This is a genomic window from Streptomyces sp. NPDC101225 (assembly GCF_044767585.1).
GTDB lineage: Bacteria > Actinomycetota > Actinomycetes > Streptomycetales > Streptomycetaceae > Streptomyces.
The window spans coordinates 1-26427 of record NZ_JBIWOE010000040.1 but is presented as its reverse complement, the minus strand read 5'-3'; the positions used below and the strand labels follow the sequence as shown (position 1 = coordinate 26427).

Sequence of the window (26427 nt, the reverse complement as noted above, 5' to 3'; positions counted from 1 at the left end):
GCGGTGGTCTCTGGCGCGGGCGGGGGCGGGGGGGGGTTGCGGCTCGGCGGCGGGGGGGGTGGGGGGGGGGGGCGGCGCGGCGCCGGCGCCCGGCCCCCCCCCCCCCGCCCATGTCCGGCCGGTTCTACCAGCGGTACCAGCGGCCCTTGCGGCCGTCGTGCCCGGCCGGCCGGACCACGAATCCGAGCAGCCACAGCACCACGACGATGACCGCGACCCACCACAGCGCCTTCAGCGCGAAACCGGCACCGAAAAGAATCAGGGCAAGCAGGAGAACAAGAAGCAAGGGAATCATGTATTACGCACCTCCGACGCTTCTGGTGCCCCGGGAAATGCAGGGCACGCACGGAAATTCCCTTGTTTGTTCCTGGTGGGACCGGGAATTCGGATGCGCCGCGCGGCGCACGCCCGACGAGGCTCACCGGCCGAGTCCGAGAAGCTGTACCGCCCGGCTCAGCACCACCACGCCCGCGAGAATCAGCAGGACGCCCAGCACCACCGGCAGCAGCCACCGGCCCGTGCGGATCTGCTCGCCGAACAGGGTGATGCCCAGCGCCAGGCTGACCGTGGCGTCGCCGATGGTGAGCGCGGGCTGGGACACGACCAGCGGGCCGGCCTGGAGGGCGTTCTCCAGCAGGAGCAGCGCGGCCACTCCGGTCAGCGCGAAGCCGTAGGTCTGCCAGGAGGCGAGGAACGCGGTGGGGCCGTGATCGGCGAACGTGCCCGTGGCGGACTTGAGCAGGGCGGCCGTCAGGGCGTTGCCGATCGCCGCCGCGGCACCGAGGAGAGCGGCGCGCAGGGCGGCCGGGCGCCCGGGGCGGGCCAGCACGGCGGCCGCGGCCATCGTGCCCAGACAGAGGGCGAGCACCGGAATCCAGCGTGTCATCGGTGCCTGGTCGTCGGCTCCGCGCGGGGCGGCGGAGGCGAGTCCCAGCGCCAGCCCGGCGACCACGCCGGCCACCCCCCACCAGCCCAGGCCCGGCAGCCTGCGGTGCATCAGCGGCGAGGCGACGAGCAGGGCGAAGGGCAGTTCGAGGATGAACAGCGGCTGTACGAGGGCGAGGGGGCCGTTGACCAGCGCCAGGCTCTGGAAGAGCGCGGCACCGATCACCCCGGCCATACCGATCACCCAGGCGGGTCTGCGGACCAGTTCCGCGAGCAGGCGCAGACCGCCCCTGCTGGTGGTGGACGCCGCCTTGCGCTGGAAGGCGGTGCCGACGGCGTTGCTCGCGGCGCCCGCGACGGCGAAGACCGCGGCCAACTCGATCATGCGGTGCCTCGCAGGGGAGGGGGTGGTGCGGCAGCCGTTCTCCGGCCAGGCCCTCGGCAGCCCCAGCCTACGCAGCGGCCGGTGGTCCGGCATGCGGGGGCGGAGCCGGAGGCCGGTGTCGCGTGACGGTGCCCGCCCGGGGACGTGTCCGGGCGGGCACCGCGATGCGCTCAGGACTCCGCGTCAGCAGTTGCGGACGGACCAGACGGGGTTCCAGTCCTGCGTCCCCACCTGCGGCGGGGAGAAGGCCCGCAGAACCTGGCCCTGGGCACCGTAGAAGTACGAAGTGACCGAGCCGGTCTGCTTGTTGAGGTAGTAGCCCGAGTCGAGCCAGTGGGACAGGTAGTAGCGGTTGCAGGTGTAGAGGAAGAAGACCTTCCATTGCGAGACGGTGGGATCCCACACCTCGAGGCAGAGGTTCCCGGCCGTGCAGTCGAACTGCTCGTTCTCCGCCCGGTGGATCCAGTTGGTGGCGGGCGAGATCGTGGGCGAGACCGCGGCGGCCTGCGCCGCCGGGGCCCCGGCGGCGTGCGGTGCCGCCGGTGCGACCTGGGCGGTGCCGCCGGCGGGCGAGCCGGGGACGGGCGACGCGTGGGCCGGTCCAGTGGCGAAGGCGGCCGTCAGCGCCCAGGCCGACACGGCGATGACGGCGAACAGGGATCGCTTCACGCGCACGGTGGAGCCCTCTCCGTCGGTGCGGCGCGGGCCGCGGTCGGTGCGGCCGCTGTGCCGGCGGCTCAGCACTCGCCCCGCCAGACGACACGGGTGATGGTCAGGCCCGCCTCGGCGTCGGCCTTGTACCGGCCGGGGCCGGGGTTGTAGTGGAAGCAGTCGGTCGACGGCTGCCCGCCCAGGTACGACGTGACGTCGACGTGGTCGGCCCCCGGGTGGCGGACCCCGTTGTTGAAGATCGAGCCGACGCCGAGACTGCCGGACCAGTTGCCCGCCACCTTCAGCAGCAGCCGTCCCGTCTGGCCGGGCCCGCTGTAGGCGCAGAAGTAGCCCTTCCCGCAGCCGGGCGGGTTGGCCTCGGCGGCCGCCGTCGGGGCGGTGGCGAGGACGCCGGTCAGGGCCACCGCCACGGCTGCCGCGGCCAGCGCGGGAAGGCGCCCGCCGGTCGGCGCCGGGCGCGGCCGGGCCGTCAGCATTCGCCCCGCCAGACGACCTTGACGATACGGGTGCCCGGGGCGGCGTTCCCCTTGTAGGTGCCGGGGCCCGGGTTGTAGTGGAGGCAGACGGTCTCCGATCCGCCCTCGACGGCGTACGTCATGTCGACGTGGTCGGCGCCCGGGAACCGGACGCCGTTGTTGAAGGCGGAGCGGAAGACGACGTCGCCGGACCAGTTACCCTTCGTCCGCATGACGAGTTGACCGGTCTGGTCCACCCCGCTGTAGGCGCAGAAGTATTCCTTCGGGCAGCCGGGCGGATCGGCCTCGGCCGAGGCACCCGGCGCGGTCGCCAGCACGGCGGCGAAGGCGGCGGCGGCCACCGCCCCGACAGCAGCACGTTTGCGCATGACGCATTTCCCCCTGTTGGTCGGTCGCGCGAAGATCTTGGTCGTGTGCGTCTCCAGGCTGCCCGCCGGCGACGCCGTGCGCCAGGTCATTCGATCCTCGTCGAATACGCCTGATGACGTGGCCGAACGGCCGTGCGCGCAGGCCGGATCGGCGAGCGCGGTTGGCGCGAAACGGGATATCGGGGTATTCGCTTCCACGGGACCATGAGGACAATCGCGTGCCATCGCGTGCCCCCCATCAGCTCATCACGTGACCGACTGCGAGAGAGTTCCGTGCTCCGAGTGCATTTCACGCGCGAAGACTTGCTCAGGACGCGCGTCGCCGCCGCCCCCGATCCTTTGTGGGAGACCGTCCTCAGCCTGAATCTCCTGGGGACGCGTCAGGGAAGGGCCGTCTTCGACACCTGGCGGGCCCAGGCGCGTTCCCGGCTACGCCGTCTGCCCCTGCGGCAGTTGCACCTGGTCCGGGCCCTGGCCCCGCCGCGCGGCAATTTCCCCGACTTCCTCAATCCCGCCGAGGCCTCCCGCGGACTGCCGGAGGGGATCGAGGCGATTCTCTCCACCTCGCGCAGGCGGCTGCGCGAGGAGATGACCGTGCTCGCCGCGGCGCCTTCCTGGCTGCGCCCGCTCGCGGACGGCGAACCCTCCGCACTGGAGACCCTCGGGCAGGCACTGCACCGCTATTTCGACGCGGCCCTGAACCCGTACTGGAACGCGGTGCGCGCACAGATCGAGGCGGATCGCGCCGTACGCGCCCGGGAGTTGCTGCGCGGCGGGGTGGACGCGCTCCTGTCGACCCTGGGCCCGTCCCTGCGCTGGCGCCCGCCCGTGCTCGAAACGGCCTATCCCCTCGACCGGGACCTTCGGCTGCACGGCAGGGGCATCCTGTTGGTGCCCTCCGTGTTCTGCTGGCAGACGCCCATCACCCTGACGGACCCGGGGCTGCCACCCGTGCTGGTCTACCCCGTCGCGCGCACCCACCACTGGTGGCCGCCCCAGCGGCCGGGCGGCCCGGCCCGTACGACGCTGGAACGGCTCCTCGGCAACGGGCGGGCGGCCGTGCTCCGCGCCCTGGAGGACGGGTGCACGACCGGTGAGGCGGCCCGCCGGGCGGGCGTCACCGCCGCGACGGCCAGCGAACACGTCAGGATTCTGCGGGAGGCCGAGCTGGCGGCTTCGGTCCGCGACCGGAACAGCGTGCTGCATGTGGTCACTCCGCTGGGCCTCGGCCTGCTGAGGGCCAATCGGGTGCGAGCGGAGTGAACGCGACGTGCACGGCCGGGGCGGAGACCCGGGGGGCCGGCGTTCACCCGGGGGCGGACCGGGTGGACGACGGACCCACCCGGTGAGGTACCGGCGGCCCGTGCCGGAACGCTCGGTGCCCGCCACCCGGCTGCGCCCGGTGCGCGCGCCTGGCAGGAGGCCTGACCCCGGGCCCCGGTCCCGGCGCTAACCGGCCCGGAAGAGCGTGACGTTGAACAGCCCGCGCAGCAGCCGGTCGGCGAGGGGCAGCAGGAGCCGGAAGCGCAGGGGCAGCCGGGCCCGCACGGCGCGAGGCGGCCGGGTGACGGAGGCCGCCTCCACGACCCGCAGCCCGAGCCGCTCCAGCGAGCGCGGATCCTCGCAGGACCAGGCCCAGCGAGCCTCCATCCGCTTCTGGACCGCCTGCTGATGCTGCTTCTCCAGCAGCCTCCGCGGATAGGTGTCGAGCGCCACCAGAGCGCCGGGGAACCGCCGCGCGAGGCGGGTGAGCGCCGCGGCCACCTCGTCCTCCGGGAGGTACACGAGCACCCCCTCGGCCACGAAGAAGTACGGCCCGGGGGACTCCTCGACCGTGCGCAGCCACCCCTCGTCCAGCGCGGACGCGGCGACCGTGCGGCGGCGTTCGGTGTCCGTGAAGAATGTCCGGCGCAGTGCGACGGTGTCCGGGAGGTCGAGGTCGATCCAGTGCACCGTGCCGTTGTCGACCCGCTCGAAGCGGGTGTTGAGCCCCGTGCCGATCTCGACGACCGTCCCCGCCGGGTGCTCCGCGAGGAACGCCCGCACCCAGGAGTCCATGATCACGGTACGCAGGACCGTGATCGCCGATCCGGGTCCGGGACCGTACTTCTCGGCCGGGTAGTCGATCTCGCGGATCATCCGCACGGCCTGCGGATCCCGCAGCAGAGGCCGCTTCTTCTCGGACTCCCGGGCCCGCGCGGCCAGCGGAATGAACAGCGTCTGCTGAACGGAGCCGAGTTCCACCGGTCGCTTCCCCTCGTGCGTGTCGCTGGTGCCGGTCATGGTCCACCTTCTCACCCGGCGCGGGAAGGGCGGCACGGACGCCTCCCGCGTCCGTGCCGCCCCGTCCCGTGGTCAGGCGGCGGGCCCGGCGGCCTCCGCGGGGGTGGTGGCGGGCCGGGCCGGCAGCGTGAGCACGGCCAGGAAGCCCGCGACCGCCACGGCGGCGAAGAAGTAGAAGCCCCACGGGTGGCCGATGCCGGAGGCGACCAGGGCGCCCGTGATGGTCGGGCCGACGATGGAGCCGATCCGGCCGATGCCGGAGGCGGAGCCGAGGGCCGTGCCGCGGACGGCGGCCGGATAGTAGTTCGTGACGTAGGCGTAGACGAGCACCTGCGCCGAGAAGACGAACACACCGGTGAGGAAGACCACGACGTCCAGCAGCAGGTCGCTGTGCATCTTGACGCTGAGGCAGGCCAGCAGCGCCACCGAGACCGCGAACCAGCCGAGCGCGGTGAGCTTGATGCCGCGCCGGTCGGCGACGTGGCCGCCCAGGATCAGGCCGACCACACCGCCGACGTTGAGGACGAGCAGCTGGGTGACGGCCGTGGGGACGGGGTAGCCGGCGTCGTTCATCAGCTTGGGCAGCCATGTGTTGAGGCCGTAGACCAGCAGCAGGCCCATGAACGAGGCGACCCAGATGCCGATGCCGGCACGGAGATAGGCCGGCTTGAGCAGTTCGGAGAACGGCACGCGCCGGGACGCGGGCGCCTCCTTGGCGCGGGCGAACGCCTCCGACTCCGGCAGCCGGAACCACTGGACGGCCGCGATGACGAGACCGGCGACACCGAGGACGTAGAAGAGGACCTGCCAGTTCTCGGTGACCTGCAGGGCGAGGAGCGAGGTGATGACCGCGCCGGTGTGGTAGCCGGTCATGGTCAGCGTGCTGGCGCGTGCCCGCCGGGCGGCGGGCATGTGCTCGGCCATCATCGTCAGGGACACCGGCATGCAGGCGCCCAGGCCGATGCCGGCGACGAGCCGCAGCGCGGCGAACATCCCGACCGACGTGGCGAGCGGCACCAGCAGGGTGAGCAGGGAGAACTCGACCACCGAGCCGATGAGCAGCAGCCGCCGCCCGAACCGGTCGGCGAGCGGGCCGACCAGGACGGCGCCGATGGCGACGCCGACGAGTGACAGCGTGGCGACGGTGGTGGCGTCGGCCGCCGTCATGCCGAGGTGGTGGGTCTTCAGCAGCGTCGGGATGATGGCGCCGAGGACGACGAGGTCGTAGCCCTCCAGCAGGACGGTGATCCAGCAGAGGACCACGGTCCAGACGTTGCGTCCGGCCGGGCCGGTTCTCGTGTCGGTTCTGGTGGTGCGGGGCGAGGCGACAGATGCCATGGTGATGTTCCCTCTGGAGCGGCTACGGGGGACTGGGTGCGGGGGCGGGGGGAGGTCTTCTCCGGGACCCGGCTAGAACGGGTAGTCGGCGATGTCGGGGCGGACGGTGACCCACTGCGTCTCGGTGAAGGCCTCGACGTTGGCGGCGGCTCCGCCGAACCGGGACCCGGTGCCGGACGCCTTGACCCCGCCGAAGGGGGCGTTGGGCTCGTCGCCGACGGTCTGCTCGTTGATGTGGACCTTGCCGGAGTCGATCCGGTCGGCGAGGGTCATGGCCGTGCCGACGTCTCCGAGGATTCCGACGGACAGGCCGTACTCGCAGTCGTTGACGATGCGTGCGGCCTCCTCCAGCGTCGAGAACCCGATCACGGGCGCGACGGGCCCGAAGATCTCCTCGCGCCAGGCCGGCATGTCGGTGGTGACGCCGGTGAGCACGGTCGCCGGGTAGCAGGTGCCCGCGATCTCCCCGCCCGCGGCCGGCGTCGCGCCCGCCGCGACACTCGCGGTGACGATGCCGTGCACCCGCTCCAGCTGACGCCGGTCGATGATCGGGCCGAGGGCCACGTCCTCGCGCGCGGGGTCGCCGACCGGCAGCGCCCGGGCCTTCGCGGCGAGCGCGGCACCGTACTCCACCAGCAGCGACTCGTGCACGATGTGGCGGCCGGTCGTCATGCAGATCTGGCCCTGGTGCAGATACGAGCCGAACGCGCCGGCCGAGGCGGCCTTCTGCACGTCCGCCCCCGGCAGGACCACCAGCGCGTTGTTGCCGCCGAGTTCGAGGTGGGCCCGCTTCAGCAGCCGGCCGGCTTGTTCGCCGATCGCCCGCCCGACCGGCGTCGAGCCGGTGAAGGAGATGACCCGCACCTCCGGCGCCTCGACGACGGCCTGTCCGACCGAGCCGTCGCCGGGCAGCAGATGCAGCAGGCCGGGAGGCAGTCCGGCCTCCTCGAAGACGCGGGCGACGACCACTCCGCCGCCGACCGCGGTGCGCGGGTCCGGCTTGAGCAGCACCGCGTTGCCCAGGGCCAGCGCGGGTGCCACCGAGCGCAGGCCGAGCAGGAGCGGGAAGTTGAACGGCGCGATCACGCTGACCACTCCCGCCGGGCGGCGCCGCGCGAACGACCAGCGCGCCTCCTCGGACGTCAGCACCTCGCCCTGCGGGTGCGTCGGCAGCCCGGCGCACTCGAAGCACTCGCCGATCGCGAGCTGGACCTCGAACGCCGCCTTGGAGCGCACCGAACCGCCCTCGCGGACCAGCCAGTCCTCGATCTCGCCGGCGTACTCGGTGAACAGCTCACCGGCACGGCGCAGGACGGCCGCCCGCCGCCGCGGCGGGACGGCGGCCCAGTGCCGCTGTGCCTCGGCGGCCCGGGCCGCGGCGCGGTTCACGTCCTCGGCCGTGGCCAGGCCCACGGTGCCGAGGTGCGAGCCCGTCGCCGGCTCGGTGACCGGGTGTGCGCGGGTGGCGTCCTTCCAGCCGTCGCTGAAGAACCTCTTGCTCCAGACAGCGCTGTCCAGGAGTGTCATCGTCTTTCCTTCCGTCACCCAAGGGGTGGTGAGTCCTCCGAGAAGGGGCCTGCGGTCGTACGGTCGCGGGACGGTCGTCAGGACGGCGTGGTGAGCGCCGTGTCGACCTGGACCAGCCGGGGTCCGTCCGGGCGCTCGGCGAGGACGGCCCTCAACTCCGCCACTGCGCCGACGTGTCGGGCGGACACCCCGTAGCCCTCGGCGATGCGGGTGAAGTCCAGACCCGGGATGTCCATCCCGGGCGCGTCCGGCACACCCAGGAGGTCGCCGAACCAGCGCAGCGCCCCGTACGTGCCGTTGCGCAGCAGCACCACGGTCACGGGCAGGCGGTGCCGCGCGGCCGTCCACAGCGCGGTGATGCCGTAGTTGGCCGAGCCGTCGCCGATCACGCCGACGACCGGGCGGTCGGGCTGAGCCATGGCGACCCCGACCGCCGCGGGCAGGCCGAAGCCGAGGCCGCCGGCGGCCGGGAAGTAGTAGGAGCCGGGCCGGCGCAGGTCCATCTGCCGCCACCACGACGCGTTCGTGGAGGTCGACTCGACCACGTAGGCGGTGTCGCCGGGCAGTTCGTCCCGCAGGGCCGCGAAGACCTCCTCCGGGTGCAGGCGCGGGCCGTCCGCCGTGCGCGGCGCGGGCACGGGGCGGTAGTCACCGGGCGGCCGGCCGGGTGCGTCGAGCACCTTCAGCAGCAGCTCGATCACCGCGGCGGGGTCGGCGACCAGCGCCTCGCCCATCGGCGCGCGGGCGGCGGCGGAGGTGTCCTCGGTCACCTGGATCAGGCGGGTGCCCGCGGGCAGATACCGCCCCGGCAGATACTCGTGGTAGCGGAAGACCGGGGCTCCGAGCACCAGCACGAGGTCGTGGCCCTCGAAGGCGCGGGAGACGGGTTCGATGCCGGCGGGCAGGATGCCCCGGAACTGCGGATGGCGGTTGGGGAAGGGCAGCCGGAACTGCGACGGCGCCGCCCACACCGGGCCGCCCAGCCGCTCGGCCAGCCGCACCGCGTCGTCGAACAGCCCGGCGGCGTCGATGTCGCCGCCGAGCACGAGCGCGGGCCGCCGCGCCCCGGCGACCGCATCGGCCAGCAGGCGCCCCTGCTCCCCGCCCGGCACGGCGGCGCGCCGCACCTGCCGGTCCAGCACGGCCGGCGCGTTCTCGCCCGCGTCCGCCGCCCAGTCGTCGTAGGGGACGGACAGGTAGGTCGGGCGGCTCTGCAGCCGTGCCTCGAAGACGGCCTGCGCGAGCGCGCGGGGCACGTCCTGGGCGCAGGCCGGCTCGGCGGCCCAGCCGACGAGCGGCTTCATCAGGGAGGGGGCGTCGACGTTGGAGAGGTTGGCCTCCGGCCCGATGGCCGGCCGCACCTGCTGACCGGCCACGAGCACCAGGGGCGTGCGCGCGGCCACGGCGTTGGTCAGCGCTCCCATCGCGTTGCCGGAGCCGGAGGCGGCGTGCAGGTTGACCAGCACCGGACGGCCCGTGGCCTGCGCGTAGCCGTCGGCCATGCCCACCACGGCGCCCTCGTGCAGCCCCAGGACGTAACGGAACCCGTCCGGCAGACCGGCGAGGAAGGGCAGTTCGTTGGAGCCGGGGTTGCCGAAGACGGTGGTGAGCCCCTGCCGGCGGAGGAACTCATGGCAGATACGACGCACGGATGGCACAGGCGGTCCTCTCAAGTGGTGCGGGACACGCTAGGCACCGCGCGACATGCCGACCAATAGATGTTGGCGCGCTGCGATATAGACTCCATCGATGTGAGCAGCTTCGATCTCAACCTCGCCCGCGTCTTCGTGCTGCTCTACGAGACCGGCAGCGTCACGGCCACCGCCGAGACCCTGCACGTCACCCAGCCCACCGTGAGCTACAGCCTGGGCAAGCTGCGCCGCCACTTCGACGACGAACTCTTCCGCCGCACGGGACGCGGCCTGACCCCCACCGCCGGTGCCCAGCGCCTCTACGAGCCGCTGCAGCGGGCCCTCGCCGACATCGACACGGCGACCCGCCAGGGCGACCGCTTCGACCCGCGGACCATGTCCGGCCGTTTCACCGTCGCCCTCTCCGACCTGGGCGAGGCGACCCTGCTGCCCCGCCTGGTGGCCGCGGCCCGCGCGGACGCGCCGCGGGTCTCCTTCACCGTCCGCCCGCTGGACGTCGACGCCGCCGAGAGCCAGCTCCGCCGGGGCGAACTCGACGCCTTCGTCGCGACCCCGGTCCTCACCTCGCACCGAACCGTCCGCATCCCGCTCTTCCACGAGCGCTACGTCGGCATGGTCGCCGCCGGGCACCCGCGGATCCGCGGCGGTTCCGTCGCCCTGCCGGACCTCGCGGCCGAACATCACGTGACGGTGTACGGGCCCAGCGGCCATGTCGTGCCCCGGTCCCTGCTCGCCACGTACGGCCTGCTGGACCGGGTGGCCGTGGAGGCCACGCGCTTCTCGATGCTCCCCTACGTGCTGGAGCGGACCGATCTCGTCGCGATCGTTCCCGAGTACGTCGGCGAGGTGTTCACCGCTTCCCATCGGCTGCGTCTGGTGCGACTCCCCTTCGAGACCGAGCCCATCGAGGTCGCCCTCTACGCCCGGCACGAGGCGTCACGCAGCCCTTCGCAGCGCTGGCTGGTCCATTTCATGGCCGAGGTGCTGGGCGAACTCGTCAGCCCGGCGCAGCTCCCGCCGAGCAGCAGCCCCAATTCACACGCATAGAAAGCTTCTATTGCGTTCATTGAAAAACGGTTCGGGTGGAGGCAAGAGGTCTTGTTGACCGGCGTCTGCACGGCTGACATTTTTACTGCACCGCGTACAGAGGTGCTCCCAGAATAACGCGTGACATTTTCCTGCCGGGCACCGCTTCGGAGAAATTCACCCCGTACAAGGAGCAGGAACATGGCAACGCGAGCCAGGCATTGGCGTCCCGGCATGGCGGGGGCGGCCGTACTCGGTCTCGCCCTGACCGCCTGCGGCGGGGCGAAGGTCGGCGGCGACTCCGCCGCGGCGGGCGGGAGTCCGGGCAGGTGCGGCACGTTCAGCCTCGCGGTCAACCCATGGGTGGGCTACGCGGCGGACGCGGCGGTCGTCGGGTACGTCGCCGAGCACGAGATGGGCTGCAAGGTCGTCAAGAAGGACCTGAAGGCCGAGATCGGCTGGCAGGGGTTCGAGACGGGCGAGGTCGACGCGATTCTGGAGAACTGGGGTCACGGCGACCTGAAGAAGAAGTACATCGACCAGCAGAAATCCGCCGTCGACCTCGGCGCGACCGGCAACAAGGGAATCATCGGCTGGTACATACCGCCGTGGATCGCGAAGAAGTACCCGGACATCGTGAACTGGAAGAACCTCAACAAGTACGCGCCGCACTTCAAGACCTCCGAGTCGGGCAGCAAGGGCCAGCTGCTCGACGGCGACCCGTCCTACCAGACCAACGACGCCGCCCTGGCGAAGAACCTGAAGCTGAATTTCAAGGTGGTCTACGCGGGCAGCGAGACCGCCCTGATCCAGAGTTTCCGGGACGCCGAGAAGAACAAGAAGTGGATGATCGGCTACTTCTACGAGCCGCAGTGGTTCTTCTCGGAGGTGCCGCTGGTCCACATCGACCTGCCCCCGCACACGGCGGGTTGCGACGCCGATCCGGCGAAGGTCGCCTGCGACTACCCGGTGTTCGACCTCGACAAGATCGTCAGCACCCGTTTCGCCAGGTCCGGCAGCCCGGCCTACGACCTGGTCAGGAAGTTCAGATGGACCAACACCGACCAGAACACCGTCGCCAGGTACATCGCGGTGGACAAGATGTCACCGGAGGCGGCGGCGAAGAAGTGGGTCGAGGCGAACCCCGACAAGGTGAGGACCTGGCTGGGCGGGTGATGCCCGGCCGGTGACGTGCCCGGGCGGCCGCGCCCCGGACCCCGGCCTCAGGCCGGGTCCAGGGCGCAGCGGAATCCGACGTTGCCGGTCGCCGAGTCCGGGAACAGGCCCTGGCGCGCGGCGACCCGGTAGCGGCGGCAGTAGGAGGCGTGGCACAGGTAGGAACCGCCCTTGGTGACGCGCCGGCCGGCGCCGGGCGAGAACGGGTCCGCGCACCACTCCCAGACGTTGCCGGTGGTGTTGTACAGCCCGAAGCCGTTGGGCTCGTAGGCGTCGACCGGGCAGGTGCCGTACCAGCCCTCGGCCGTCGGGTGCCGGTCGGGGAATTCGCCGTGCCACACGTTCATACGGCGGCGGCCGCCCGGCTCGAACACGTCGCCCCAGGGGAACACCTTGGCGTGCAGGCCCCCTCGGGCGGCGCGTTCCCATTCGGCCTCGGTGGGCAGTCGCTTGCCGGCCCAGGCGCAGTAGGCGCGCGCGTCGTCCCAGTCCACGTGGACGACCGGGTGGTCCGGCCGGTCCTCCCAGGTGGAGTGCGGGCCGTCGGGCCGACGCCAGTCGGCGCCCTCCACCTGCCGCCACCAGGGCGCGGCCGCCACGCCCCGGGTGGGCGGGAAGTCGTCCGGGAGCCGTCCGGCGAAGACGAACGACCAGCCGAGGCGCTCGGCGGAGGTCCGGTAGCCGGTGGCGGCGGCGAAGCGGGCGAACTGCGCGGTGGACACCGTGCGGGCGTCGATCCAGAAGGAGTCGACGAACACCGTGCGCACGGGTCCCTCCCCGTCGGCCGGGTAGGCGAGCGCGTCCTGACTGCCCATGAGGAACTCGCCGGCGGGTACGGCCACCATGCCGTCCGTCGTCGCCCGGTGCGGGGCGGACGGTACGGGCGCGCCACGCTCCGCGCCCGTGCCGCCGGACGGCGCGCAGCAGTTCACTGCGCCCCCATGACGCGGCGGTGCAGTCCGCCGTCGAACTCCCCGGCGTCCGCGGCGTCCGCGGCCAGGTCGATGCGCACCGTGTGCACGGTGCCGGTGAACTCGTTGTCGAGGACGGGATAGTCGTCCGTCACCGGGGTGCTCAGATCCACTCCGACGTCGAGCGTCTCGTCGAAGGAGAAGTAGTACGGGATGGTCCGATCGACGCGTCCCGTTCCGTGTTTCTCGTCGTCCACCAGGAGGGTGGCGGTCCCGCCCTTGCCGAGACCTCCGCCGTCGTAGTCGAACTCGAGCCGGATCTCGTGCCGTCCCGGTGCCAGGGGCCGGCCGCCGCGCACGGTGTACAGGTTCATGCCGAAGTAGTTGTAGGCGTACGCCGGCCTGCCGCCGCTGAAGTACAGGGACCAGCCGCCGAACCGTCCGCCCTGCGCGACGATCACGCCCTCGGCCGCCGTCGGCGGGAGGCCGACGTGGGCGGTGATGCTGTGGGAGCGGTTCTTGACGTTGGGCGTGGTCTCCTCGGTGAAGCGCCGCATCCCGGCGCGGTAGGTGACCGAGGTGCGGTCGCCCAGCAGGTCGATGCGGCCGGCCATGGCCGGGTTCTCCCGTTCGGTGACCCGGTCGTCCAGGGGGAAGACCTGGTACTTCGCCGCCTCGATCAGGAAGAGGTCCTGCAACGCCCGCAGTCTGTCCGGGAGTTGGGCGGCGAGGTCGTGGGCCTGACTCCAGTCCCGGCTCAGGTCGTACAGCTCCCAGACGTCGTCGGCGAACCTCCGTTCCTTGTCCGGCACCATCTCCCAGGGGATGCCGTGGCGGGTGACGGCCATCCAGCCGTCGTGGTAGATGCCGCGGTTGCCGCACATCTCGAAGTACTGGGTACGGCGATGCTCCGGAGCGTCGGCGTCGGCGAGCGTGGGCCGCATGCTCGCGCCCTCGACGGGCTGCTGCGGCACCCCGTCCACGCTGAACGGCGCCGGGATTCCCGCGCAGTCCAGGATCGTCGGCAGGACGTCGATCACGTGCGAGAACTGGTGGCGCAGCCCGCCCCGTTCGGCGACGCCGCGCGGCCAGTGCAGGATCATGCCGTCACGGGTGCCGCCGAAGTGCGAGGCGACCTGCTTGGTCCACTGGTAGGGGGTGTTGAGCGCGAGTGCCCATCCCGCGGGGGCGATCGGATAGCTGAGCGGGCCCCCGATCTCGTCGATGTGGTCGATCATCTCGTCCGGGTCGTCCACGACGCCGTGGCCCAGGCGGTGTTCGACGATCGTGCCCTCGATGCCGCCCTCGCCGGAGGCGCCGTTGTCGCCCAGGATGTACAGGATGAGGGTGTTGTCCAGCTCGCCGAGCTCCTGCAGCGCGTCGAGGAACCGGTCGACCTGGACGTCGGCGTGCTCGGTGAATCCGGCGAACGTCTCCATGAAACGGGCGGACAACCGGCGCTGGTTGTCGCTGAGTTCGTCCCAGTGCGGGACGCCCTCCGCCCAGGGGGCGAGCTCCGTCTCCGGAGGCACCACGCCGAGCTCCTTCTGCCGCTCCAGGGTCACCTCCCGCTGGCGGTCCCAGCCGTGGTCGAAGGCGCCGCGGTACTTCTCCTGCCAGGCGCGGTCCACGTGCAGTGGTGCGTGCGCGGCACCCAGCGCCAGATAGGTGAAGAAGGGCCGGTCCGGTGTCAGTGTCCGCTGGGTGCGCACCCAGTCGACGGCGTGGTCCACGAGGTCCTCGGACAGGTGGTAGCCGTCCTCGGGCCGCCGGTCCGGCTCGACCGGGGTGGTGCCCTGGTACAGCAGCGGGTACCAGTGGTTCATCTCGGCGCCCATGAAGCCGTAGAAGGTGTCGAACCCCTCCCCGGTGGGCCAGCGGTCGAACGGGCCCACCGCGCTGATCTCCCGGGGCGGGGTCTGGTGCCACTTGCCGAAGGCGGCGGTGCTGTAGCCGTTGCCCTGGAGGATCTGCGCCAAGGTGGCCGCGCTGCGCGGCCGGAAGCCGTTGTACCCGGGGGCAGCCGTGGTCATCTCCGTGGTGCCGCCCATGCCGACCGAGTGGTGGTTGCGCCCGGTCAGCAGGGCCTGCCGGGTGGGTGAGCACAGGGCCGTCACGTGGAAGCGGGTGTAGCGCAGCCCGTCGGCGGCCAGCCGCTCCGCCGCCGGCATCTCGCACGGCCCGCCGAACGCGCTGGAGGTGCCGAAGCCGAGGTCGTCCACGAGCACGATCACCACGTTCGGAGCGTTCTCGGGCGGTGGGACCGGGCCGATCGGCGTGAAGGGGACCTCCTGGTCGTGGACGTCCATCGCGGTGGTCGGCTGCCGGTGCCCGTCGGGCCGCGGAAGGATGTGGCGTCCGGCATCGAATTCGGTCATGTGCTCCTCCTCTGGGGTGCAAGAAACGTGGCATTTCGCGTCGTGCACGGTCAACGAGGAGGCCACCGGCAGGCTGGACGCATTATGAATACGGGCGGTAGAAGGCGTCTATGTGTCCGCGGAGAAGCGGCTCATAAAGCGGTGAGGAGAAATTCCCGCCGGCCGGGACCGCAAGGGAGATGCGGGGGCGAAGGTGAAGAACTTTTCATGCTGAGCAATAGAAGAAATCTATGGCTTGTTCTGCACCGGTGTGGCCGCCGCCTGCTGCTCGGACATCTCCCGGGCCACCGCGATGAACGCCTCGGCGGCGGGTGACAGGGGCCCGCCCCGCCACAGCAGCCAGACCGGCCGGATCAGCCGCGGCCGGGTCGTGAGGGCCACCGCGCCCCGCCGTGCCGCGTCCTCGGCGAGCGAGCGCGGCAGGAGCGTCGCGCCCGCGCCGGCCAGCACCAGGGGAACGACGGCCGCCTGATGCACGGTGTCCACCGCGATGCGCGGGCTCCGGCCCTGCCGGCCCAGCGCCTCGTCCATCAGCGCCCGCGTCGCGGTCCCGGGGGCGGTCGCCACCAGGTCCAGCTGGGCGACCTCGCCGAGGGCCACGGGCCCCACCTGCGGGAAGCGCTCGGAGCGCGGCACCACCACCAGGACCTCCTGACGGCACAGTTCCAGGGACTCGACGGCCTTGCCGCGCGACCTGACGTCGGTCAGCCCCAGCTCGCACTCGCCGGTGCGCACCACGTCCGCGACGGCGGCCGCGTCGGAGGGTTCCACGATCACGATGTCGATGGCGGGGTTCCGCCCTCGGAAGTCCCCGGTCAGCTCCGCCAGCGGGTCCGCGGCCAGGGTCGTCGGCGCGACGATGTCGAGCCGGCCGCCCTCCAGCCCGGCGATGGTGCGCACCACCGACCGGGCCGTCTCCAGGTCCCGCATGATCTGCCGGGCCGGCGCCACGAACGCCTCGCCCGCCGAGGTCAGCGCCACACCGCGGCCGAGCCGGTGGAAGAGGGGGGTGCCGAGCTCCCGTTCGAGCAGCCGGATCGCGTGCGACAGGGACGGCTGCGCCACGTGCAGGCCGTGGGCGGCGCTGGTGAAGCTGCGGTGCGCGGCTACGGCGAGAAAGTATTCGACCTGGCGGCGTTCCATAGAGAGGTTCTATCGCTACCCGCAGGCGTCCCGCCATCCCGCCCGCGCACTGCCCGCGCACCGCCCGCGCGCGGGCGTCCGTCGGCGCGCCCTGTCCGCCAGGCCCGGCCGCCGGCCTCCTCAAGCCCACCCCCGCCGGCCCCGCCGGCCCCGCGGCCCCGCGGCCCCGCGGCCCCGCGGCCCCGCGGCCCGGCGCCACCGCGAGCCGAGCCGAGTTGTGCCGCGCGGAGGCGGGCCGAGTCGTGCCGCGCCGGGCCGAGCTGTGCCGCGCGGCGCGGGCGCGAGGCTTGACGGCCGGCTCAGCACCGGGTATGTACATGCCAGAGGATTGGTATGGACCAACTCTGCCGCTTCACGTGCCGACCCGGTGCCCACCCCCCAGTGGAGGCAGTACATGCGAAGACCGTCCGCACTTCTCGCCCTGTTCGCCGGAATGCTTCTGCTGATCCTGGCCCCACCCGCCTCCGCCGCGGGCACGCCGACCGCCTCCTTCGCCAAGACGTCCACGTGGGACGGCGGTTACCAGGGCGCCTACACCATCACGAACGGCGGCAGCACCTCGCTGGCGAGCTGGAGCGTCGAGTTCGACCTGCCCTCCGGTACCACGGTCGGCTCGTACTGGGACGCGCTGCTCACCCGGAGCGGCACCCACTACACCTTCAAGAACCGTGAGTACAACGGCACTTTGGCGCCGGGTGCGTCCGCGTCCTTCGGGTGGGTGTCCAGCGGCACCGGCACGCCCACCGGCTGCAAGCTCAACGGCGGCTCCTGCGCGGGTGGTTCGGGCACCGACAGCACGCCGCCCAGCGTCCCGGCCGGAGTGTCCGTCAGCTCCGCCGGCAGCTCCTCCCTGACCGTGCGCTGGAACGCCTCGACCGACGACTCGGGTTCCGTCGCCGGGTACGAGATCTCGCGTGACGGCGGCACGCCCGTCACCGTGACCGGCACCTCGTACACGGCGGGCGGGCTGGCCGCCGGTACGAGCTACTCGTTCCGCGTGCGGGCCCGTGACGCCGCGGGCAACGTCTCCGCGTACTCCGCGGCGGTCAGCGGTACGACCTCCACCGGCGGGCAGCAGCCGGGCGTGGGACTGGCCACCGCGCCGTACATCGACATGGGGGCCTGGCCCACGCCGAGCATGCCCGGCATGTCGTCGTCGAGCGGGGTGAAGAACTACACGATGGCCTTCATCACCGCCTCCGGCTGCAAGGCGATGTGGTTCAACGCCTATGACCCGCGCGACGGTTGGGCCAAGGACCAGATCGACGCCATCCGGGCGGCCGGGGGAGACGTCAAGGTCTCCTTCGGCGGCGCCAGCGGCATCGAACTGGCCCAGGCGTGCAGTTCGGTGGACGCGCTCTTCACCGAGTACGACGCCGTGGTGAACGCCTACGGGCTGACGTACGTCGACTTCGACATCGAGGGCGCGGCCTCCGCCGACCCGGCCTCCGTCGACCGCCGCTCCCAGGCGCTGGCGCGGCTGCAGCAGGCGCACCCCGGGCTGCGGATCTCGCTCACGCTGCCGGTCCTCCCGGAGGGGCTGACCTCGGACGGTCTGAACGTGGTGCGGTCGGCGCGCGACGCCGGGGTCGATCTCGACGTGGTGAACGTGATGGCCATGGACTACTACCGCGGCGTCGACTACGGCGACGCCGCCGTGCAGGCCGCGCAGAGCACCTTCACCCAGCTGAAGTCGCTCTACCCCGGCAGGACCGACGCCCAGCTGTGGGCGATGGTCGGGGTGACGCCGATGCTCGGCCAGAACGACGACGGCCACGTCTACGACCAGTCCGACGCCCGCCAGTTGGTCTCCTTCGCCCAGGGCAGGCATCTGGGCGAGCTCGCCTTCTGGGAGGCGACCCGCGACCGCAACGCCTGCAACGGCGCGCTGTACCAGTGCACCAACATCCCGCAGTCTCCCTACGAGTTCGCGAAGATCTTCGCGGCCTACACGGGCTGAGGCCGCGGCCCGCACCGGCCGAAGCTCCGCCCGTACGCCGTCCCGAGGGGGAGGCGTACGGGCGGACGTCCGGAGGTGCGCGACATCTGTACGCGCTCCCGCCGTTGGGATACCGTCGCCCTGCCCCCGTGAATTGAAACGATTCAAACCACTTCTGAGGGACGGGATGCCATGACAACGACCAGCCCATCGCAGAGCGCCGCACAGCCCGGTCCCCGCCGTCGTGCGGTCCTCGCGGCCGGTGCCGGGGCGGCGGCCCTGACCGTCGGGCCCGCGGCCATGACCCCGGCGGCCGCCGCTCCGCGTCCCGGCGCCGCACCCGCCGCCGCACCCGAACCGCCGCGCGTGGGCACCGGCTGGCAGCGCTACGTGCAGGGCCCCGCGTCCCGTACGGTGCGCCCCGAGCGCGTGCTCGGCTCGACCGGCGACGTACGCGATCCGCGGGCCCTGCTGAAGCCCGGTGGCGCGAGAACGGTGCTGCGCCGCCCGCAGCCGGCTCCCGCGCCGCGCTGGCCGGACGGCACCACGGCCGAGGCGTCCACGACGCACGCCGGCAACAACGGCAACGACGGTCGTCCGCGCACCTACGACGCGGCCAACGCCATCGACGGCGACCCCGACACCTTCTGGAACGACGACACGATCGCCGCCTTCCCGGACGTCCTGACCGTCACCATGACCGAGGCCCGGCGGCTGTCCGGGATCACCGTGGTCTCCAACAGCGACGGAGTGCCGACCGCCTTCACCGTCGAGGTGTGGACCGACGGCGCCTGGGAGACCGCCGCCACCGTCTCCGACAACGATGTCATCCAGCGGGCGGTGCCGTTCTCGGCGCCGGTGTCGACGACCCGGGTGCGCATCACCGTGACCGCCGTCCAGGACACCCCGCACGGGGCGTTCACCCGGATCAACGAGGTGTGGCCCGAGCCGGTCGAAGCGGTGGAACCGCCCAGCGTCACGGTCGACTTCGGCAAGGTCGTCGTAGGGTATCCGCGCATCCGGTTCACCTCGGCCTCCGGCAACTCGCCCGGCGTGCGCCTGGCGTTCTCCGAGACACTCCAATTCCTCACCGAACGCTCCGACTTCACCCGCTCCGACCAGTCCGGCGGCACGGGCCAGGGGACCGACCAGTTCGCCGTCCCGGCCCAGGGCGCGGACTGGACCGACCGTAAGGGCTTCCAGACGGACGGCAAGGTCTACGCCGACGGGCTGCACGGCTTCCGCTATCTGCGCGTCACCCTCAACGCCCTGGCCTCCGACGCCCCGGCGGCGCAGCCCTGGGGCACGGTCGAAATCGACTCCGTCAGCCTGGACTTCACCGGCTACGTGGGAACGCCCGGCACCTACCGCGGCTGGTTCCTGTGCTCGGACGACGACCTCAACCGCTACTGGTACGGCGCCGCGTACACCAACGAACTCGTCACCGACACCTTCCGCCAGGACGACGTGGACCCGCGGAACGCCTGGACCTCCTCCCTGGAGGGCAGGCTCGTCCTGCACGACGGCGCCAAGCGCGACCGCGACCCCTACGTCGGCGATCTCGCGGTGTCCGCCCGGACGTTGTACCTCACTCACGACGACACGGCCGCCGCCGCGCGCAACGTGCTCGCCGACCTCGCCGACCACCAGCGCGCCGACGGCTGGATCCCGCCGGCCTCCATCTCCTCCTACACGCTCCCGCTGTTCGACTATCCCCTGTGGTGGGTGACCTGCAGCTGGGACTACGTGCTCTACACCGGTGACCGGTCCTACGCGACGCGCTACTACCCGAACCTGCTGAAGGTGCTGGACACCTGGTACCCGAGCGTCACCGACGAGACCGGCCTGCTCAGCAAGGGCCTCGGCAACACCGGCGGATACGGCGACTACGCCTTCCTCGGCCGTACCGGAAGGGTCACCTACTACAACGCCCTGTACGTCCAGGCCCTCAGGGACGCCGCCCGGATCGCCCGGCTGCTCGGGCACGACGCGGACGCGGCGCGCTGGTCGCAACGGGCCGGGGCGGTCGCGGAGGCGGTCAACACGCACCTTTGGGACGACGCGGCCGGCGCCTACCTCGACTCGGCCACCGGCGCGGTGCGGCACGCGCAGGACGGCAACTCCCTGGCCGTCACCGCGGGCATCGCGGACGCCGGCCGCTCGGGATCGGCCCTCGCCCACCTCGACACCACGACACGGCGTCCCTACGGCAACGCGTTCATGGACAACGACACCCTGTTCGGCGGCGCCTCCCAGCGCGTGTACGCCTTCACGTCGTACCCGGAGATCGTGGCCCGCTTCACGGCCGGGCGGGCCGAGTCCGCGCTCGACCAGATCCGGCGCACCTACGGCTGGATGGACGGCCACGACCCCGGCATCACCCACTGGGAAGGCATCGGCCCCGGCGGAACCCTCTACGAGGGCGCCTACACCAGCATGGCGCACGGCTGGTCCACCGGCGTGCTGCCGGCGCTGACCCACGAACTGCTGGGCGCCCGGCCCACGTCACCCGGCTACGCCACCTGGGAGGTGCGTCCGAACCCCGGTGACATCGCCTGGGCGCAGGGCCAACTGCCCACTCCGCACGGGGCGTTGCGGGTGGCCTGGCGGAACTCCGGGAGCGTCTTCCACCTCGATGCCGACGTTCCGGAGGGGACGCGGGCGACGGTAGCCCTGCCGGGGGACGGGCACCGGCTGACCGTACGGTCGCACGGGCGCGTGGTGTGGGACGGGCGGCGGGCGCCGGCCGGCGGGGCCCGCATCGCCGACGGCCGCGTCACGCTGCCGGACCTGGCGCCGGGCACGTACGGCTTCACCGCTCGCCGGGAAGGCTGAGGGCCGGCCCGACATGCCCCGCGGACCTTGATTCGCGGGGCGTGTCCGCCGTTCCCGTGCCAACCTTCACCCCCTTCCCCGCATCGCCACGTGACGCGGGGCGTTTTCCGAGACGAAACGGGCACCCGGTGGTCAGCGGTGTCGTGGAGGGGATGATGCGCAGTGGTCGTCACAGCGGTTCTGGTGCTGCCCGTGGTGGCCGCGGTCCTTCTCCTGATGGACCGTGTCGAGGACTGGATGGGCGGAGCCCCGTCCGTCCCGCGGCACGCGGGCAGGCGCCGCCACCTGCGCCTGATTCCGGGCGAGAGGGCCGACGCGCGGGCGGCGCTGTCGCCGGAGAGCCGCAACCACGCGGCCTGACTCCCGGGGACGGGGATCAGATCTTCTGCCGGGTCGAGCGGTACGGAACGGCAGGACGGCCAGGACGGTCATCGCCGCCGGCACCGCGTAGACGGGGCGCCGGCCGACGTGGTCGCCGAGCCGGTCCCACCATGATCACGTTCGAGCGGGTGCGCCCATCGTCCTCAGGAAGCCTCCACCGCCGCCTTGATCCGCTGTCCGAACGCGGGGGCGTCCTTGCGTGCCGCGCCGAGCGCGAAGCCGACCAGCAGCTTGCCCAGGCCGTGGCCTTCGAGAACGTTGAAAATGCGCACCTTGGTCGTGCCGGGGCCGGTGGACTCGAGGTCGTAGCCGCCCTCGTTCGCCGTCACGATGTTCTTGGAGACCTCCGCCCAGCGGATGCGGCGGGGAGCCTCGAACTCGGTGATCCGGAACTGCCGGCCGGACTTCATGCCGGCGTCCTTGACCGTGCTCGTGAAGACCGTCCCCACCGCCGTCGGCCCCTCCGGGCTCTTCGTGATGGCCTGGACCCTCGGGCTGAACTTGGGGTCGTTCGTGCCCTCGGAGAGGAAGGCGAAGACATCCTCGATGGGGCGGTTGATCTCGGCTGTCGCCTCGAATTGACCGGCCACGATTCCTCCTGTGCCGCGATCGCTGGAGCTCCGGCTGAGTGCATGCTGATGGGCCGAGCACCGCCAGCGTATCGGCGCTTCGCCGTTTGCGCTGCGCCGAACGGCGAGCCCGGCGCATGATGAAGGCATGACCGACCGCGACGGCTTCCTGGCGTGGGTCAGGACCGCCCTGTACGAGGCGGAGGTCGCGCTGCACAACGGCGACGCGGCCCCGCGACGGGCGCTCTGGTCGCGCGACGAACCCGTGAGCGTCCTGGGGGCGTGGCGCAACGCCTACGGGCGGCAGCAGGTCGACCAGCTCTTCACCCACCTGGGGAAGAGTTTCACCGACTGCACGTCGTACGTGTTCGACCTCCAGTCGTACGACGTCTCGGGAGACATGGCCTTCACCGCAGGTCTGGAACACACCTCCGTCTCGGTCGACGGGGAGCCGCGCACGTACACCCTGCGGGTCACCCAGGTGTACCGCAGGGAGGACGGCCGCTGGAGTGTGGCACATCGTCATGGCGACACCGTCACCGGATAGCGCCGGGTGGCCGCCCGCGCGCGCTTCAGCCATGCTGGCGCGGGGCGGCACTCTTTCATGCGACAAGGAGCACCGTATGCCGACGGACGCGGTCGAACGATTCCTGGCGGCCCTGGACCCGGAGCACCGGGAGGCCGTCGGTGCCAGACCGCACCAGGAGCAGGAGCGCCTCGCGGCGGCCTGGGAGCGGGAGCTGGCGTCGGACGACGAACTCGACACGCTCGACGAGCTGTCGCCACCGGCGGCGGAGGCCGAGGCGGCCCGCCGTGTCCTGGAGCGCGGGGGCGGCTGAAAGACACCTCGGCTCACGTCGGCGGCAGCCCCGGGTACCGACCGGCGGCCACCGCCGACACCGCGTGCCGAGGCGAAGGCGGCGGACCCGGGCCTTGCCCACCCCTCACGTGCCCTGCCCAGGTGCAGGCCGTGCTGCCGGGCACGGCCGGACCGCCGGCCGCGACACGCGCGGGCGCCGACGGCCGGTGTCCCGGACGGCCCGGCCCGTCTACGACCGCCGGGGGCCGCCGGCCTCGGCGATCGGCACGGCCCCTCCCGTGACGCGCGTGCGGGTGCCGTGCGGGTCGACGTCGATCAGCAGGTCGCCGGGGCGGCCCATGTCCTCTCCCTGGCGGACGCTGATCCTGGCCGGGGAGGTGACGAGCCCCACGGCGCGCAGGTATCCGCCGAACGCCGCGGCCGCCGCCCCGGTCGCCGGATCCTCCACGACCCCGCCGACGGGGAACGGGTCCCGGGCGTGGAAGAGCTCCGGCGACTCGCGCCACACCAGATGGACCGTGGTCCAGCCGTACCGCCGCATCACCTCGGCCAGGCCCTCGAAGTCGTAGTCCAGCTTCGCCAGCCGCGTCCGGGAGGCGGCGGCCAGCACCAGGTGGTCGTTGCCGCCGAACGCCACATGCGGCGGCAGCTCGGGGTCCAGGTCGCCGCGGGACCAGCCCAAGGCCGCGAGCGTCGCGTCCAGTTCGGTGTCCGAGGCGGGGCGCGAACGGGTGGGCACACTGGTGAGGGTGGCCAGCACCGCGCCCTCGTCGTCCACCCGGGTGGCGACGGGGATCTCACCGGCAGGGGTGTCGAGGACGATCTCGCCGGGGCCGAGCCGTTCGGCCAGAGCGACCGCGAGGGCGACGGTCGCGTGCCCGCAGAACGCCACCTCGGCGAGCGGGCTGAAGTAGCGCACCCGGAACCGGCGCGCCTGCTCGTCCGCGCCGGTGACGAAGGCCGTCTCCGAGTAACCGACCTCGGCGGCGAGGGCGAGCATCGCGGCCTCGTCCAGGCGGGAGGCGTCGAGCACGACTCCGGCCGGGTTGCCGCCCGCCGGGTCGTGGGTGAAGGCCGAGTAGCGCAGGGTCCGGGCGGCCGGCTCGGGGTGGTTCAGGGGGCTTGTTCCGCTCGCTTCGGTGGTCATGGCTCCACGCTGCCACCCAGCCGCCGATGCGGTCCAACGATGGATACGTATCCGGTCGATCGGTATGTCGCATAGGCTGGTGGGCGTGGACACCCGCCTGCTGCACACCTTCGCCACCCTGGCGCGCACCGGCAATTTCACGGCCGCCGCTGCCGAACTGCACCTGGCCCAGTCCACGGTCACCGTCCACATCCGTTCCCTGGAACGGGAGCTGGGCACCCGGCTCTTCGACCGGCTGCCCACGGGGGCGCTGCTCACCGAGTCCGGCAGAAGGCTGCTGGAGCGGGCCGAGGACGTCCTGGACGCCGTGGCACGGCTGAAGGCCGACGGCGACGGGGCACCCGGGGGACGGGTGGTCGTGGGCGCCCCCGAGTCGCTGTGCTCCAGCAGGCTGCCCGGCGTGATCGCCGCGCTGCGCGCCACCCACCCCGAGGTGGACATCGGCCTGTACGCGGCCGGTACCGCGGGATGCGTCGAGGGCCTGCGGTCCGGACGCCTCGACCTCGCGCTGCTGCTGGAGGAGGAGGCGGACTTCCCCGACGTGGCGTCCGAGCCGGTCGCCCGCGAGCCGCTCGCGCTCGTCTGCGCCCCCGGCCACCCGCTGGCCGGGCGCGAGCGGGCGGCGGACTGGGCGGAGCTCGCCGCCGAGGACTTCTTCCTGCTGGAACAGGGCTGTTCCTACAGCGACGCCTTGGAGCGACGGCTGCTCGCCGTGCCCGGCGCCCGGCCGCGGCTGACCCGGTTCGGAAGCGTGGACGCGGCGCGGTCCTGCGTCTGCGCCGGGCTGGGCCTGGCCCTGCTGCCGCTCACGACGGTCCAGGAGCGCCTGGAACAGGGGCAGTTGACACGGGTGAACGGCCCCCGGTTCGCTGATGTGCCGGTCCGGCTGGCCCGGCACCGCAGACGGTGGACGCCACCGGCGGCCCAGACGTTCGCGCAGGCGCTGGCCACCGCGGGATAGCGCCCGCCGCTCAACCGTCCGCGAACCGGGACCGGTTGGCGGTCGCCTCGCGGGCCACGCGCCGCCACTGGGCCTCGCCGCCCGGCAACGGCCATGCCCAGGTGGGCCGTTGCTCCGATCACCGGGACGACGGCACCTGGACGGCACTGTCCCTCGAGGTGGAGGCGCGCCCCCGGCCGGGTCTGTCCCTGTTCGGCGCGGGGCGGCGGCTGCTGTCGGTGCGCCTCATGCCCGGGCCCCGGACGTCGGTGGGGAGGTGCGGAGGCCGAGGTCCGCGGCGACGGAGTCGGTGCGGACGAACACCGACACCGGGAACTGCTCGTCGCAGTACTTGTTGCCGGACGACACGATGCCGACCACCTTGCCGCCGCTGACCAGCGGTCCGCCGGAGTCGCCGGGGCAGATGCTGTCGGTGGTGCCCGGCCGCGGCATGCCGCACAGCATCGCCGCGGGGTCCGTGTCCGTGTCGGTGTAGGGCTCGCAGTCGGCCACCGGGGACAGGACGAGTCCGGCCCGCTTGAGCCGGGTGGCGGTGGTGTCGGGTCCGGTGCGGCCCCAGCCGAGCACGGTGGCCCTGCGGCCGTCTGCGACCAGCGCCGCGTCCTTCGGGCCCGCCACCGGGATCGTCCGGTAGGGCATGGGCCGGTCGAGAGTGAGCACCGCGGCGTCGTAGGCGTAACCGGGCATGCTGTAGCGGGAGTCCAGCCGGTAGGAGGCGACCTTGCGCACGGTGCCGCCGCTGCCGTCCACCTCGGTGCGGCCGCCGACGACCCGCAGCGCGGAGACGTCCCCGGCGTTCTGCACGCAGTGGCCGGCGGTGAGCACCTTGGTGGGGGCGACGAGGGTGCCGCCGCAGAACTGGCTTCCGTCGAGCTCGATCAGCATCGCGTAGGGCCGCGCGCGGGTCGTGGCCGGACGACCGCCCTTCACGGCCGAGGCGGGAGAGGCGGCGGCCCCGAGCGCGGCCACGGTGAGAGCGGCGGTGACGGCGGCGGCGGAGCGCCTCGCGGAACGCGCGGTTCTGACGGAGCGGAAGGGCATGTCGGCTTCCCCCTGGGTGTGTGGCGCGCTGCCCGGACGGGCGTCGCCTCGTGTGGTCGCTGGTGAGGACGTGCCGCACCCGCCGTTCGGTTTCCGGGCCCGTGCACGTGGTCGCGGCCCCCGTTCGCCGGCCGGTGGAGCCCTTGGCGCCTCCGCGTCCGGCTCCACCTGCGTCTTCTTTCGCCATGAGAGCAATCCGGGGCCGCCGCAGCTTCGGATTACCGCCGGACATGTCCCGACGACGGAGGCCCACCGTGAAAGAAGCCGTGCACATCGGCAGAAGTCCCTCGGCGGAACCGGACCTGCAGGAGCTGGTGGGCCGGGTGGCTCTGGGCGACGAGGACGCGTTCGCCTCGGTGTACGACGCCGTGGTCAGCCCGGTCCTGGGAGCGGTCCGTGCCGTGCTGCGCGATCTGGCGCAGTCGGAGGAGGTGGCGCAGGAGGTGCTGGTGGAGGTGTGGCGGACCGCTCCGCGCTACCGCCCCGAGCGGGGAACGGCCGTCAACTGGATCCT

25 protein-coding genes are annotated in these 26427 nt (G+C 72.5%); 10 read left to right on the top strand and 15 right to left on the bottom strand.

The annotated features are described in order from the left end of the window. Window positions 1–124 precede the first annotated feature (124 nt). The 5 genes from ACIRPX_RS36930 to ACIRPX_RS36910 form a co-directional block, all read right to left on the bottom strand. Complete coding sequence (locus ACIRPX_RS36930) at window positions 125–295, bottom strand: hydrophobic protein (RefSeq protein WP_404203573.1); 171 nt, start codon at window positions 293–295, stop codon at window positions 125–127. Between the two features lie 123 nt (window positions 296–418). Then, entirely contained in the window at window positions 419–1270 is an 852-nt protein-coding gene (locus ACIRPX_RS36925) for a DMT family transporter (RefSeq protein ID WP_404203571.1), read from the bottom strand. 183 nt (window positions 1271–1453) lie between these two features. Further along, the gene (locus ACIRPX_RS36920; protein WP_404203569.1) at window positions 1454–1945 is read right to left on the bottom strand and encodes a hypothetical protein; all 492 of its coding nucleotides are present in this window, start codon (window positions 1943–1945) and stop codon (window positions 1454–1456) included. Between the two features lie 62 nt (window positions 1946–2007). Further along, window positions 2008–2418, bottom strand: coding sequence for a peptidase inhibitor family I36 protein (locus tag ACIRPX_RS36915; protein ID WP_404203567.1), 411 nt, complete (start codon window positions 2416–2418; stop codon window positions 2008–2010). Then, entirely contained in the window at window positions 2412–2786 is a 375-nt protein-coding gene (locus ACIRPX_RS36910) for a peptidase inhibitor family I36 protein (RefSeq protein WP_404203565.1), read from the bottom strand. The genes ACIRPX_RS36915 and ACIRPX_RS36910 overlap by 7 nt, the downstream gene beginning before the upstream one ends. A 303-nt stretch (window positions 2787–3089) precedes the next feature. Between ACIRPX_RS36910 and ACIRPX_RS36905 the strand changes: the two genes are divergently transcribed. Next, complete coding sequence (locus tag ACIRPX_RS36905; protein WP_404203563.1) at window positions 3090–4049, top strand: DUF5937 family protein; 960 nt, start codon at window positions 3090–3092, stop codon at window positions 4047–4049. A gap of 186 nt (window positions 4050–4235) precedes the next feature. Here ACIRPX_RS36905 and ACIRPX_RS36900 read toward each other — a convergent pair whose 3' ends face one another. The 4 genes from ACIRPX_RS36900 to mdlC form a co-directional block, all read right to left on the bottom strand. Next, window positions 4236–5069 (bottom strand): class I SAM-dependent methyltransferase, encoded by an 834-nt coding sequence (locus ACIRPX_RS36900; RefSeq protein WP_404203561.1) that lies wholly within the window; start codon window positions 5067–5069, stop codon window positions 4236–4238. 72 nt (window positions 5070–5141) lie between these two features. Then, the gene (locus tag ACIRPX_RS36895; RefSeq protein ID WP_404203559.1) at window positions 5142–6407 is read right to left on the bottom strand and encodes an MFS transporter; all 1266 of its coding nucleotides are present in this window, start codon (window positions 6405–6407) and stop codon (window positions 5142–5144) included. A gap of 72 nt (window positions 6408–6479) precedes the next feature. Then, entirely contained in the window at window positions 6480–7934 is a 1455-nt protein-coding gene (locus tag ACIRPX_RS36890; RefSeq protein WP_404203557.1) for an aldehyde dehydrogenase family protein, read from the bottom strand. A gap of 77 nt (window positions 7935–8011) precedes the next feature. Next, window positions 8012–9592: a benzoylformate decarboxylase gene (gene mdlC, locus ACIRPX_RS36885; RefSeq protein ID WP_404203555.1), complete on the bottom strand. Its 1581-nt coding sequence runs from the start codon at window positions 9590–9592 to the stop codon at window positions 8012–8014. Window positions 9593–9685: 93 nt separating this feature from the next. Here mdlC and ACIRPX_RS36880 point away from each other — a divergent pair, with 93 nt between their 5' ends. Both ACIRPX_RS36880 and ACIRPX_RS36875 read left to right on the top strand, forming a co-directional pair. Further along, window positions 9686–10633 carry a LysR substrate-binding domain-containing protein gene (locus tag ACIRPX_RS36880; protein ID WP_404203553.1) on the top strand — a complete coding sequence of 316 codons (948 nt, stop codon included), beginning with the start codon at window positions 9686–9688 and terminating at the stop codon, window positions 10631–10633. Between the two features lie 180 nt (window positions 10634–10813). After that, entirely contained in the window at window positions 10814–11788 is a 975-nt protein-coding gene (locus ACIRPX_RS36875; RefSeq protein WP_404203551.1) for an ABC transporter substrate-binding protein, read from the top strand. A 47-nt stretch (window positions 11789–11835) separates the two neighbouring features. Here ACIRPX_RS36875 and ACIRPX_RS36870 read toward each other — a convergent pair whose 3' ends face one another. The 3 genes from ACIRPX_RS36870 to ACIRPX_RS36860 form a co-directional block, all read right to left on the bottom strand. Beyond that, window positions 11836–12633, bottom strand: a complete 798-nt coding sequence (locus tag ACIRPX_RS36870) for a formylglycine-generating enzyme family protein (RefSeq protein ID WP_404203549.1) — start codon at window positions 12631–12633, stop codon at window positions 11836–11838. An 83-nt stretch (window positions 12634–12716) separates the two neighbouring features. Then, window positions 12717–15077 carry an arylsulfatase gene (locus tag ACIRPX_RS36865; RefSeq protein ID WP_404203547.1) on the bottom strand — a complete coding sequence of 787 codons (2361 nt, stop codon included), beginning with the start codon at window positions 15075–15077 and terminating at the stop codon, window positions 12717–12719. Between the two features lie 228 nt (window positions 15078–15305). Then, entirely contained in the window at window positions 15306–16220 is a 915-nt protein-coding gene (locus tag ACIRPX_RS36860) for a LysR family transcriptional regulator (protein ID WP_404203545.1), read from the bottom strand. A 394-nt stretch (window positions 16221–16614) separates the two neighbouring features. Here ACIRPX_RS36860 and ACIRPX_RS36855 point away from each other — a divergent pair, with 394 nt between their 5' ends. The 3 genes from ACIRPX_RS36855 to ACIRPX_RS36845 all read left to right on the top strand — a co-directional run bounded on the left by ACIRPX_RS36855 (window position 16615) and on the right by ACIRPX_RS36845 (window position 21354). After that, on the top strand, window positions 16615–18180 hold the full coding sequence (locus ACIRPX_RS36855) for a cellulose binding domain-containing protein (protein ID WP_404203543.1): 1566 nt from the start codon (window positions 16615–16617) through the stop codon (window positions 18178–18180). Window positions 18181–18351: 171 nt separating this feature from the next. Then, complete coding sequence (locus ACIRPX_RS36850) at window positions 18352–20994, top strand: alpha-L-rhamnosidase C-terminal domain-containing protein (protein WP_404203541.1); 2643 nt, start codon at window positions 18352–18354, stop codon at window positions 20992–20994. A 162-nt stretch (window positions 20995–21156) separates the two neighbouring features. Next, window positions 21157–21354 (top strand): hypothetical protein, encoded by a 198-nt coding sequence (locus ACIRPX_RS36845; RefSeq protein ID WP_404203539.1) that lies wholly within the window; start codon window positions 21157–21159, stop codon window positions 21352–21354. Between the two features lie 164 nt (window positions 21355–21518). On the opposite strand, the gene ACIRPX_RS36840 is transcribed toward ACIRPX_RS36845, so the two are convergent. Continuing rightward, complete coding sequence (locus ACIRPX_RS36840; RefSeq protein ID WP_404203537.1) at window positions 21519–21965, bottom strand: SRPBCC family protein; 447 nt, start codon at window positions 21963–21965, stop codon at window positions 21519–21521. A 127-nt stretch (window positions 21966–22092) separates the two neighbouring features. Between ACIRPX_RS36840 and ACIRPX_RS36835 the strand changes: the two genes are divergently transcribed. Continuing rightward, the gene (locus ACIRPX_RS36835; protein ID WP_404203535.1) at window positions 22093–22491 is read left to right on the top strand and encodes a YybH family protein; all 399 of its coding nucleotides are present in this window, start codon (window positions 22093–22095) and stop codon (window positions 22489–22491) included. Window positions 22492–22567: 76 nt separating this feature from the next. Next, entirely contained in the window at window positions 22568–22783 is a 216-nt protein-coding gene (locus tag ACIRPX_RS36830; RefSeq protein WP_404203533.1) for a hypothetical protein, read from the top strand. A 210-nt stretch (window positions 22784–22993) separates the two neighbouring features. Here ACIRPX_RS36830 and ACIRPX_RS36825 read toward each other — a convergent pair whose 3' ends face one another. Continuing rightward, on the bottom strand, window positions 22994–23911 hold the full coding sequence (locus ACIRPX_RS36825; protein WP_404203531.1) for a PhzF family phenazine biosynthesis isomerase: 918 nt from the start codon (window positions 23909–23911) through the stop codon (window positions 22994–22996). Window positions 23912–23996: 85 nt separating this feature from the next. Between ACIRPX_RS36825 and ACIRPX_RS36820 the strand changes: the two genes are divergently transcribed. Next, window positions 23997–24872, top strand: a complete 876-nt coding sequence (locus ACIRPX_RS36820; RefSeq protein ID WP_404203529.1) for a LysR family transcriptional regulator — start codon at window positions 23997–23999, stop codon at window positions 24870–24872. Window positions 24873–25097: 225 nt separating this feature from the next. Here ACIRPX_RS36820 and ACIRPX_RS36815 read toward each other — a convergent pair whose 3' ends face one another. Further along, the gene (locus tag ACIRPX_RS36815) at window positions 25098–25913 is read right to left on the bottom strand and encodes a S1 family peptidase (protein ID WP_404203527.1); all 816 of its coding nucleotides are present in this window, start codon (window positions 25911–25913) and stop codon (window positions 25098–25100) included. A gap of 254 nt (window positions 25914–26167) precedes the next feature. Here ACIRPX_RS36815 and ACIRPX_RS36810 point away from each other — a divergent pair. Continuing rightward, window positions 26168–26427: sigma factor (locus ACIRPX_RS36810; RefSeq protein WP_404203525.1), on the top strand; the 260-nt coding region annotated here is incomplete at its 3' end.